The sequence below is a fragment of the Actinokineospora sp. NPDC004072 genome (genome assembly GCF_053604195.1).
In genome coordinates this window covers 502920-512735 of record NZ_JBSGHB010000002.1, presented here as the reverse complement: position 1 = coordinate 512735, position 9816 = coordinate 502920, and the positions used below count along the sequence as shown (strand labels likewise).

Genomic DNA, 9816 nt, shown 5'->3' with positions numbered 1-9816 from the left:
AGACGGTGAAGAACTACGTCTCCAAGGTCCTCGCCAAGCTCAGCATGGAACGCCGCACCCAAGCCGCCGTCCTCGCCAGCAAGCTCCGCAAGGGCGCCCGCCCGTCGGGGTAGTCCCGCAACCGGACAAAGATCACTCCAACGCATGGCGCGGCGGTGAGGGGATACGGTCGGGGGTATGCGAGCGCGGGAGCGGCGGGTGGCTGACGCGGTGTCGTCGTACCTCGTGGCGTGCGGGGGGATGCCGGAGCCGCGGGGGTTCGTCCAGGCGGTGGGGGTGGCGCTGGGGGTGGACCGGTGCGCGCTCGTGCTGGCGGGTGAGCGCCACGAGTGGCGCGAGCACCCCGACGCCGCGGGGCCGGATGTGGAGGTCGGCGTCGACTGGTTCGGGGAGCAGCAGGGGGTGTGGGTGGTGCCCGCCGAGGCGGCCGCGGTGGTGCGGGTGCTCGACGGGGTGCTGGGGCTGCCTGCCGCGGTGCTGCGCCTGGCCGCCGAGACCGACCGCCTCCGCCGCGACGGCGACGCCGCCGCCCGCCAGCTCGTCGACGACCGCTGGCGCGCGGCCGCCGAGATGGAGCGCGAACGCCGCGCCCTCGAACGCGACCTGCACGACGGCGCGCAGCACCACCTCGTGGCCCTGCGCATGGCCATCGCCCTGGCCGCCCACACCGGGGCCCCGACCACCGACCTGCTCAACCGCCTCGACGCCGCCGAGCGGGTGCTGCTCGACACCGCGGCGGGCGTGCTCCCGGTGGCCCTGGTGACCGAGGGCCTGGGCAGCGCCCTGTCCATCGAGCTGGCCAACCACCCCGACGTCCGCCTCGACATCTCGGGCCTGCGCCGCCGCTACCCGCCCACCGTCGAGTCGACGGTCTTCTTCCTGTGCCTGGAGGCGGTCAACAACGCCCGCAAGCACGCCCCCGGCGCCCAGATCTCCGTCACCACGCGGGAAGACCGCCGCGGGCTCGCCTTCACCGTCACCGACACCGGGCCGGGCTTCACCGCGGCGTCCCCGAACTCGGGGCTGCACAACCTCTCCTCCCGCGCGACCGCGGTCGGCGGCACCGTCGAGATCCGGTCAGCACCCGGCAAGGGCACCACGGTCACCGGCTTCATCCCCTGGTGAGCAGGCCCTCCGCCGTGCGCACCAGGACCTCGCAGGCCAGGCGGTCGCGGCCGCTGGTGGCCGGGTGCTCGGCGAGGGCGCGCCAGTGGTCGGCGGCTTCCGCCGCCGCGGCGGCCACCCGCTCGTCCGGCGCGTCGTCGGGGAGGGCGAGGCGGGTGCGCGGCGCGGGACCATAAGCGCCGAGCAGGCGGGTCGCGGCGGCGTGCGCTCCGCGCAGGATCGCCGGGTCGCGGTCGATGGCGTCCAACAAGTCCAATTCGGCCAGTTCGTGGGCTTCTGCGGTGATGCGGTCGGTCGTGGCGCGCAGGGGGTGATCCGCGGGGAGCGCGGCGAGGTGGGCGGTGACGGCGACCAGGGCGCGGCGGGCGGCGATGAGCGGCGCCCGGGCGAGCAGGGCGGCCGCGAGGTCGGCGAGGCCGCCCGACCGGGCCAGCACCACCCGCTGGCGGGCTGACAGCAGCGCGGCGCGGAAGGCGGGCGTGGGCGGGTCGAGGCACAGGACGGCGTCCACGCCGTCGTCCGCGGCCAGCTCCTCGGCCAGGCGGTGGTCGGCCGGGCCGGGCAGGGCGATCACGTCCACCCCGTCCACGCGGTCGGGCACCGCCCCCGGGTCGGGCGCGCCGACGACGGCGATGCGCGGCGGGGCGGTCATCCGCTCGGCCACCGCGTCCCACGCCGGACGCCCGTGCCGCAGCAGGTCGAGCACCTTCCGGTGCAGCTCGCCGGGATCGACCACGCCTTCGGGCTCGATCCACTCGGCCACCCGCACGCGCACCACCGCGTGCCCGTCGTCCACCGCGCACTCCAGCACCCCGCCCAGCACGGCGACCCGCTCGGCGTCGTGGGCCAAGGCGTCCCGCAGGTCCTCCGCCGACGCGGCGGTGTCCCCGGTTATCCGCACCAGCAAGGCGTTGTCGCGGTGGAAGGCGACCGAGACCGGCCCATCGGCCACACCGGACAGTGCGGTCAGCACGGCGGCGACGGCGTGGTACAGCCCGGATTCCACCTCCCAGCCGACCCGGCGGCCCAAGTCGCCGGTGAACCGCACCGGCCGGGGCAGGGTGGCGGCCAGCTCGGCCAGCGCCGCCGCGGGCCCGCGGTCGGGCAGCATCGCCGGGAACACCCCGCGCACCACGGCCCGGAAGCCGTCGAGCAGCTCGTCCAGCGCGTCGCGCACGCCGTCGAGGTCGCCGCCGCCGGGCAGGGCGCGCAGCCGCTGCCGGATGCCGTCGAGGTCGCGCAGGGTCGTCGCGGTGACCGCGCGGACGAGCCGCCGCCGCTCCAGGTCGCGGACCTTCGCCAGCCTGCCCCGCGCCCGCGCCACCTCCGCGTGCAGCCGCGCGGCCCGCGCCCGCGCCCGGTCGCGGTCGCCGCGCAGCCGGTCCAGCGCCGAGGCGGTCCCGAGCCACGCCGCGGTCTCCCGCAGCAGCGCCAGCTCGCCCTCACCCCAGCGGCGGACGCCCGCGACGAGCAGCACGCCGTCGTCGGCCACCGGGAGCCGCACCACGTCGGTCCCGTCGAAGCGCGCCGCCGCGGGCCACGCCGCCACGACGGCCAGCTCTCCCACCACCGGCGCGCAGCACGCGGCCTGCCCGCCGAGCCCGTCGGCGAGGTTGCGCACCAGCGCGGGCACGACCCCCTCCTGCGGCGCGCCCGCGACCACCTCGTGCGGGCGCCTGCCCCTGACCCGCGGCACGGCGGGCTACCCGTCGATCCGCTGCGCGCGCAGGTAGGCGAGGACGGCGAGCACCCTGCGGTGGTGCACCGCCTGGTCGGCAGGCAGGTCGAGCTTGGTGAAGATCGAGGCGATGTGCTTCTCCACGGCCTTGGCCGAGACGAACAGCTCCGCGGCGATCGCGTTGTTCGTGCGGCCCTCGGCCATCAGCCGCAGCACGTCGTGCTCGCGCTCGGACAGCGCGGCGAGCGGGCCGCCGCCGCCGGGCACCTGCACGAGCCGCTTGGCGAGCACGGGCTCGATCACGATCTCCCCGTCGGCGACGCGCCGCAGGGTGTCGTCGAGCACCTGCACGCCCGCCACGCGCTCCTTGAGCCGGTAGCCGATCCGCTCGGTGCCGATTTCGAGGATGCGCATGAGGTAATGGGTTTCGGCGTAGTGCGACAGCAGCAGCAGGCCGACATCCGGGCGCATCGACCGGATGCGCTCGGCGGTGGCCAGGCCGCCGTCGGGGTCCGGCGGCATGCGGATGTCGAGCACGGCGACATCCACCGGCGTGGTGGCCACCAGCGCGACCAGGGCGTCGCCGTCGCCGACGCAGCCCACCACCTCGTGGCCCGCGGCCTCCAGCAGCAGCACCAGGCCCTCGCGGAAGAGCGCGCCGTCCTCGGCGATCGCTACGCGCATCGCAGCGCCGCCCTGTGGTGCCGGGGCGCCGACCGCCCGGGACGCTCGTCGATGATGTGCACGCGGACCAGTCTCCTCCCCCGCACGCGGACGCGGACAGCGGTGCCCGGGGCGAGCGTGTGCAGGTGGTCGGCGACGAGGAGGCCGGTGCGCGCCCGGGCTTCCGCGCCGAGGTCGTGCTCGGGCAGGTCCAGCCGCAGCCGCAGGTCGAGCCGCTCGGCGACGGCCTGCAGCGCCGCGCCGATCCCCGCGCCCGCCAGCACCGACGGGTAGATCGCCGCGCCGACGCGGCGCAGGTCGTCGAGCGCGCGGTGGATCGTGCTCTGGGCGGCGTCGAGCCGAGCGGCGACACGCGCGTCGTCCACGGTGCGGGAAATGAGCGTCAGTTCCAATGCGAGCACCGACACCCCTTCCACGGCGCCGCGGTGCAGGGTCCGCTCCAGCGCCCAGCGCCGGGCCACCATGTCCCGGCTGGGCGCGCGGAGCAGGCGGAACAGCCTGCTGTCCCACCGCGCGCGTCGCCGACCTCCACGGGCTCCCACCGCTCCAGCGTCGCCGGGCCCGACCGGCACGACAAGGGGTGCCCGCCCGATCCCGGGGTGGGGATTCCCCCACCCGACTTGCGGGGTGCCTACGATGGGGCGGTGTCGATCATCGAGCCGCACGGGGGAATGTGATGCGGTACGCAGTGGGCATCGATCTGGGCACGGCGTTCGCGGCAGCCGCGGTCAGCGGGCCGGGCGGGACGCGGATGGTGCCGCTGTCCCCCGACGTCGTCACCCCGGCGGTGGTCTACGCCGCCCCCGACGGGCGGCTGCTGACCGGCGCCGCCGCCCTGCAGGGCGATCCCGACCCGCGGCGGCTGGCCCGCGGCTACAAGCGCCGCCTCGGCGACCCGACGCCGCTGGTGCTCGGCGGCACCGCCTACTCCCCCGCCGCGCTCATGGCCGCGCAGCTGCGCGAGGTGCTGGCCGCGGTGACCGCGGCCGAGGGCGGCCCGCCGAGCACGGTCGTGCTCACCTGCCCCGCGGTGTGGGGGCCGTACCGGCGCGAGCACTTCGCCGACGTGCCCCGGCTGGCCGGGCTGAGCGACTTCCGGCTGATCACCGAGCCGGAGGCGGCCGCGGCGCACTACTCGGCCGAGCGGCGGCTGGGCGACGGGGAGATCGTCGCGGTGTACGACCTCGGCGGCGGCACCCTGGACACCACGATCCTGCGGGTGCGCCCCGGGGGCATGGAGATCCTGGGCACGCCCGAGGGCATCGAGCACATCGGCGGCATCGACTTCGACGAGGCGCTGCTGGCCCACGTCGACGAGAAGCTGGGCGGGGCGGTCACCGCGCTGGACCGCGACGATCCGGCCGAGGCCGCCGCGCTGGCCGAGATCCGGGCGCTGTGCGTGCGCGCCAAGGAGGAGCTGTCGATCGAGCCGGACGTGCGCCTGGCCGTGCCGCTGCCCGCCGGGGCGCGCGAGGTCACGGTGACCCGGCTGGAGTTCAACGACCTGATCCGCCCGCAGGTGCAGCTCACCACCGAGGCGCTGACCCGGACGATCGCCTCGGCCGGGCTGCGCACCGATGACCTGTCCGCGGCGCTGCTGGCGGGCGGCTCGTCGCGCATCCCGCTGGTCGCGCAGCTGGTGTCGGAGCAGTTCGGCAAGCCGGTGCGGGTCACGCTGCACCCGAAGTTCACCGTGGCCCTGGGCGCCGCGGCCGAGGCGGCGCGCGGCGCGGGCACCCCGGCGCCCGCCCAGCCGCCGACCATCCCGCCGCAGGACGGCCCGGCCGCGCCGCCGACCCCGCAGCGCGGCGTGCCCGCCGCCTTCCCGGCGCCCGCGCGGCGCAAGTGGCTGGTGCCGGTCGCCGCCGCGCTGGTGGCCGTGGCGATCGCCGCCACGACGCTGGTGCTCGTGCTCACCAACGGCGACGCGCCCACCGCGGGCGCGGGCCCCAGCAGCAGCGCGCCGGGCACCCCCGCCGTGCCCGCGTCGACCCCGCTGCGCGTCTACGACGGCGGCGTGATCAGCCCGTACCACGGGCTGGTCGCCTCCGCGGAGAACTGGGCGGGCACGGAGCTGGGCGCGGGCGGCGCCGCCGAGCACGCGACGATCTCGGCGACCGACACCCCCGACGGCCTGCACGTCACCTGGAAGGGCACGGCGGCAGGCCAGGTCTACCTGCAGACCACCACCGGCGGTCGCAACCTCCAGTCCTATGTGGATGCCAAGGCGGCGCTGGTGTTCGACGTGGTCGTCCACAAGCCGCCGACCAAGCGCACCACGGTCGCGCTGCACTGCGTCTACCCGTGCGTGGCCGAGGTCGACGCCACGACCCTGTTCGCGGGCATGGCCGCCGAGGAGTCGAAGCGGGTGGTCATCCCGCTGTCGTGCTTCACCGCCGTCGGCCTGGACCCGACGAAGGTCAACACCCCGTTCCTCGTCTACACCGACGGCGCGTTCGACGCGACGTTCTCCGGCGTCGAGTGGGTGCCCCAGGCCGCGGAGGAGCCCGCGGCCGTCGGCTGCGACACCCTCAAGTAGTCACGGCTCGGGGATGTCCTCGGGCAGCAGCAGGCACAGGTCGTCCATCGTCGGGGAGCGCAGCCCGCGGATGCGCCGGGCGTGGTGGGTGATCGCCGCGTCCAGCACCTGGCGGGCGTAGCGGCCGTTGCCGAAGGACTCGCCGCGGGTGACCGCGACGAAGTGCGCCCGCAGCGCCGCCACCGTCGCCCCCGTGCACTCGTACCCCGCGCTCGTCGCGTGCTGGTCCACGATGGTGACCAGCTCGTCCGGGCTGTAGTCGGCGAAGCGCACCCGGTGGGAGAAGCGCGAGGACAGCCCCGGGTTGGCGGCCAGGAAGCCCGCCATCTCCCGCTCGTAGCCCGCGGCGATCACCACGACCTCGTCGCGGTGGTCCTCCATCAGCTTCACCAGCGTGTCGATGGCCTCCCGGCCGAAGTCGTGGCCCGCGCCCGCGCTCGCCGAGAGCGTGTACGCCTCGTCGATGAACAGCACGCCGCCGCGGGCGCGGTCGAACGCCTCGGTGGTGCGCCGGGCGGTGTGCCCGACGTACTCCCCGACCAGGTCCGCGCGGCTGACCTCGGTGACCTGCCCCTGCGCGAGCACGCCCATCGCGGCCAGCAGCGAGCCGTAGAGCCGGGCCACGGTCGTCTTGCCGGTGCCGGGCGGGCCCGCGAAGATCAGGTGCCTGCTCAGCGACGGCACCGGCAGCCCGGCCGCCTGCCGCTGGCGGGCCGAGGCCAGCAGGTCGACCATCGCGGCGACCTCGGTCTTGACCTCCTCCAGGCCGACGAGCCCGCGCAGGGTGCCCAGCAGCTGGTCCACCCGCTCCTCGTCCACCCGGCCCGCGCCCGCGCCGACCGCGGCGCCGGGCAGCGGGCCGAGGTCGTCGGGCAGCAGCCGGGTCAGCGACACCTCGTTGACCTGCTCGTCCTCGGCCAGCCGGTAGGCCTGCCTGCCCACCATCTCCTCGAAGACCTTGCGGGCGGTGCGGCCGTTGCCGAAGGTGGCGTCCCGGGGGAGGTTGGTGAAGTAGGTGTGCAGCGCGGCGCGGGTCTCGAACTCCAGCCGGTAGTGGTGGTCGCGGCACAGCCCCTCGACGATGGTCACCAGCTCGGCGGAGGAGTAGTCGGTGAACTCGATGGTCCGGGAGAAGCGCGAGGACAGGCCGGGGTTGGCCGCCAGGAAGGTGCGCATGTCGCTGGTGTAGCCCGCGACGACGACCACGACGTCCTCGCGGTGGTCCTCCATCAGCTTCACCAGCGTGTCGATGGCCTCCCGGCCGAAGTCGTGCCCGCCGCCGGTCCCGGCCGCCAGCGTGTACGCCTCATCGATGAACAGCACGCCGCCGAGCGCCGCCTCGAACCGCTCGGTGGTCTTCAGGGCGGTCCCGCCGATCACCGAGGCGACCAGGTCCGCGCGGGCGACCTCCACCAGCTGCCCGGTGCGCAGCACGCCGAGCGCGGCCAGGATGCGGCCGTAGAGGCGGGCCACGGTGGTCTTGCCGGTGCCCGGGGAGCCCGCGAACACCAGGTGCCTGCTCAGCGGCGGTGACGGCAGCCCGGCCACGGCCCGGCGCTCGGCCATCTGGTGCAGCCGCACCAGGGTCTCCACCTCGCGCTTCACGCCGTCGAGGCCGACCAGGCCGGACAGCTCGGCGAGGAGGGCGTCGAGGTGGTCGCGGTCGGGGTCGGGCTGCTCCGGGGGCGGCGCGGCGGGGTCGGGGGTGCGGGTGCGCTCGACCCGGCAGTCCTCGACGGGCACCGGCTCCGCGGTCCGCAGGACGATTCCCTCGCCGCGGTTGTCCCAGACCTCGCAGCCGACGATCCCGCCGGTCGCCTTGTCGTGCCACTCGACGCCGGTGGCGCAGCCGCGGACCTCGCCGCCGTCGACGGCCAGCCGGGCGGCGCCGCGGGCCAGCAGGCCCGCGTTGGCCGCGCCCACCACGCGGGTGTCGCCCACCCGCACGTCGGCTTGCCCCTCGGCGAGCACCCCCGCGCCCGCGCCGCCGGTCAGCTCGCAGCGGGTGAGGCGGACGGTGGCGGTCCCGGCCGCGAGCACGCCGTCGTGGCCTGCGCCGGTGACCACGCACTCCACCAGATCCGCCGTCGCGGCGTCGACGGCGTGCAGGGCGTGGCCGCCCGCGGCGTCGACGGTGACCCGCTCCAACTCGACCGCGCCGTCCTGCACGACCACGACGGCCTGCGCCGCGGCCCGCTCGACCCGGCTGTCGCGCAGCAGCAGCCGCGACCCGCCCGCGCACAGCACCGCCGCGCCGTCCACATCGGACACGGTGGTGCCGGTGGCGAGGAGTTCGCCGTGGTCCTCCACAACGATCGCGGTGCCCTTGATCCGCTCGACGCGGCAGTCGGTGAGCGAACCGCCCGCGTGGTCGGCGATCAGCACGCCGCCCTGGGCGTCGGACACCACGCAGTCGACCAGCTTCGGCGTGCCGCCGGTGCGGGCGACGACGGCCGTGCCGCCGATCTCGGCCAGGGCGCAGCCCACGAGGTCGGCGCGCGCGCCGTCGAAGACCAGCAGGCCCGCGCCGCCGGGGTTGCGCACCTGGAAGTCCTTGGCCCGCAGCTCCGCGCCGCCGCGGGCGGCGACGGCCACCTCGGAGTCGGCGCGCAGCTCGCACTCCTCGATGCGCAGCGAGCCCGCGAGCAGGTCGACCGCGGCCTCGGCGCCCTCGTGGGCGAAGACGATCCCGGAGACCTCGGCGTGCTCGGCGACCAGCCGCAGGACCGGGCCGCGGGTGGCGCTCACCCGCACCTCGCCCGCGCCGCCCGCTCCGGACAGGCGCACCTCGCGGTCGAGGACGACGGTCTCCTGGTACTCGCCGGGCCAGACGGCCACCACGTCACCCGGCCGGGCGGCGGCGATGGCGTCGTTGATGGTGCGGAAGCAGTCCGGCTCGGTCGGCGAGACGCCGAGCACGGCGCGGGCGCCGCTCAGCCTGCTCGCCACAGCGGCACCCCCTCGGTCCCGGGGGTGAGCGCGGCGCGCACCCGGTGGCGGTCGAGCGGGCTGAGGTCGGCGGGCGCGCCCGCGCCCGCGGCGTGCTCGGCGAGCCCGGGGTCGATGGCGACCCGGTGGCGGTCGAGGAAGTAGCCGCTGGCCGCCGACCACACCCATGCGCCGTCGGAGCGCAGGTCGGCGGGCACCACGTCGGGCCTGCGCGCGCTCAGCACGTCGGGCAGGGGCGTGTCGGCGGCGAGCACGAGCTCCCCGCCCTCCAGGAAGTCGAGCAGCCGCTGCCGCTCGTCGGCGTCGACCACGAGCTCGCGGGCCGGGGAGAACCACGGCCCACCCGCGGGCGAGGCCCCGTCGAACACCGGCGCGACCCGCACCGGCCGGGCGGGGGCCGCCGACCACAGCAGCACGGCCGAGCGCAGCGCGGTCTCGTGGTAGGCGGGCAGGGCGGTGGTCGGCCCGAACACCTCGACGCGGGGCGTGGCGCCCGCATCGGTGAGCGCCCGCTGGACGGCCGCGGTGATGGCGGGCAGCACGGCGTCGTCGGCCTGGATGAGGTGCACGCGCTCGCCGCTGCCGCGGGTGACGCCCCAGCAGGCCGCCGTCCCCGGCTGCGTGGCCACCGCGGCGACCGCGATCCGGTCCAGCTCGGGGTGGCTGTCGGTGGTGAAGACGTGCTCGGGGAGGTCGCCGAGGACGGGGGCGAGCGCGTCGATCAGCTCGGCCAGCCGCTCGGTGTCGCCCTCGGCGAGCACCTCCCTGGCGATGATCAGCCACGCATCCGGCGCGCGGCCTGCCAGCGCGAGCAGCCGGTGGTGCAGTTCCAACATTGGTC

General features: G+C 76.3%; 7 protein-coding genes and 1 pseudogene. 3 read left to right on the top strand and 5 right to left on the bottom strand.

Translation table 11 applies throughout. The features are described 5' to 3' along the window. Window positions 1-113, top strand: a pseudogene (locus ACWEPX_RS04745) (DNA-binding response regulator); the annotation flags it as partial. Window positions 114-177: 64 nt separating this feature from the next. Then, window positions 178-1125, top strand: coding sequence for a sensor histidine kinase (locus ACWEPX_RS04740; RefSeq protein ID WP_451895718.1), 948 nt, complete (start codon window positions 178-180; stop codon window positions 1123-1125). On the opposite strand, the gene ACWEPX_RS04735 is transcribed toward ACWEPX_RS04740, so the two are convergent. From ACWEPX_RS04735 to ACWEPX_RS04725, 3 genes are read right to left on the bottom strand one after another with little or no spacing between them, the layout of a single operon-like run. Continuing rightward, on the bottom strand, window positions 1112-2821 hold the full coding sequence (locus tag ACWEPX_RS04735) for a hypothetical protein (protein ID WP_451895717.1): 1710 nt from the start codon (window positions 2819-2821) through the stop codon (window positions 1112-1114). The genes ACWEPX_RS04740 and ACWEPX_RS04735 overlap by 14 nt on opposite strands. A gap of 6 nt (window positions 2822-2827) precedes the next feature. Next, on the bottom strand, window positions 2828-3487 hold the full coding sequence (locus tag ACWEPX_RS04730; protein ID WP_451895716.1) for a response regulator transcription factor: 660 nt from the start codon (window positions 3485-3487) through the stop codon (window positions 2828-2830). Continuing rightward, the gene (locus ACWEPX_RS04725; protein ID WP_451895715.1) at window positions 3478-4029 is read right to left on the bottom strand and encodes a hypothetical protein; all 552 of its coding nucleotides are present in this window, start codon (window positions 4027-4029) and stop codon (window positions 3478-3480) included. The genes ACWEPX_RS04730 and ACWEPX_RS04725 overlap by 10 nt, the downstream gene beginning before the upstream one ends. A gap of 134 nt (window positions 4030-4163) precedes the next feature. On the opposite strand from ACWEPX_RS04725, the gene ACWEPX_RS04720 reads away from it, so the two are divergent. Continuing rightward, entirely contained in the window at window positions 4164-6026 is a 1863-nt protein-coding gene (locus tag ACWEPX_RS04720) for an Hsp70 family protein (protein WP_451895714.1), read from the top strand. Here the strand turns inward: ACWEPX_RS04720 and ACWEPX_RS04715 are convergent, their stop codons facing one another. Both ACWEPX_RS04715 and ACWEPX_RS04710 read right to left on the bottom strand, forming a co-directional pair. After that, the gene (locus tag ACWEPX_RS04715) at window positions 6027-8975 is read right to left on the bottom strand and encodes a right-handed parallel beta-helix repeat-containing protein (protein ID WP_451895713.1); all 2949 of its coding nucleotides are present in this window, start codon (window positions 8973-8975) and stop codon (window positions 6027-6029) included. It abuts the gene before it with no gap. Continuing rightward, window positions 8960-9811, bottom strand: a complete 852-nt coding sequence (locus ACWEPX_RS04710) for a hypothetical protein (protein ID WP_451895712.1) — start codon at window positions 9809-9811, stop codon at window positions 8960-8962. Before ACWEPX_RS04710 ends, ACWEPX_RS04715 begins: the two co-directional genes overlap by 16 nt. Window positions 9812-9816: the final 5 nt, after the last annotated feature.

Excerpts from the sequence above, each read along its gene's own strand:
- ACWEPX_RS04720 (WP_451895714.1), top strand. The coding sequence starts at position 4,164 with ATGCGGTACGCAGTGGGCATCGATCTGGGCACGGCGTTCGCGGCAGCC.
- ACWEPX_RS04710 (WP_451895712.1), bottom strand. The coding sequence starts at position 9,811 with ATGTTGGAACTGCACCACCGGCTGCTCGCGCTGGCAGGCCGCGCGCCG.
- ACWEPX_RS04730 (WP_451895716.1), bottom strand. The coding sequence starts at position 3,487 with ATGCGCGTAGCGATCGCCGAGGACGGCGCGCTCTTCCGCGAGGGCCTG.
- ACWEPX_RS04740 (WP_451895718.1), top strand. The coding sequence starts at position 178 with ATGCGAGCGCGGGAGCGGCGGGTGGCTGACGCGGTGTCGTCGTACCTC.